General features: G+C 61.5%; 1 protein-coding gene. It reads left to right on the forward strand.

What is annotated here, in order from left to right; genetic code table 11:
• Nucleotides 1-49: 49 nt before the first annotated feature.
• A partial coding sequence (locus ACWGJ2_RS40355; protein ID WP_453351405.1) for a DNA cytosine methyltransferase occupies nucleotides 50-688 on the forward strand: 639 nt, incomplete at its 3' end.

Genomic DNA, 688 nt, shown 5'->3' on the forward strand with positions numbered 1-688 from the left:
CAAACCCGCCCCCCCCACGCCCCGGAACCCACAGACACGGGAAAAGAACTTGAGCCTCACATTCACCGACATGTATGCGGGTGCGGGCGGTTCCAGTACGGGCCTCGTCAATGCAGGTCTCGAACTCAAACTCGCCGCTAACCACTGGCAAGTCGCGGTGGACACGCACACTGCCAATCACCCGGAAGCAGAACACCTCTGCGCCGAGATGGAATACTACGACATGAGGCGCCTCCCGAAGACGGACATTCTTTGGGCAAGCCCCATCTGCACGGAGATAAGTCCCGCCGGGGGACGCCCCCGAACCAAGGGACAAGTGGACGACGAGCAGTGGAAGGCACTCCCGGAAAAAGCATTCCAGCGAACCCGGGCCACGGCTTTCGAAGTCATCCGCGCCGTAATGATCCACCGCTACAAGGCTGTATTAGTCGAGAACGTCATCGAGTTCGCGACCGACTGGGAATTATTTGACTGGTGGCTGGCCGGAATGTCCCAGCTGGGCTACGACTACCAGATCGTCTGCGTCTCGTCGGCACACATCGGGGACGCGTTCAACCTCCCCGCACCCCAGTGGCGCGACAGGCTGTACATCGTCTTCACCCGGACCGGGATGCGTCTGCCGGACGTCAAGCCGAAGCCGCTGGCGTTCTGCGAAGCCTGCGACCAGGACGTACACGCGGTGCAGACA

Source organism: Streptomyces sp. NPDC054796 (assembly GCF_053611545.1).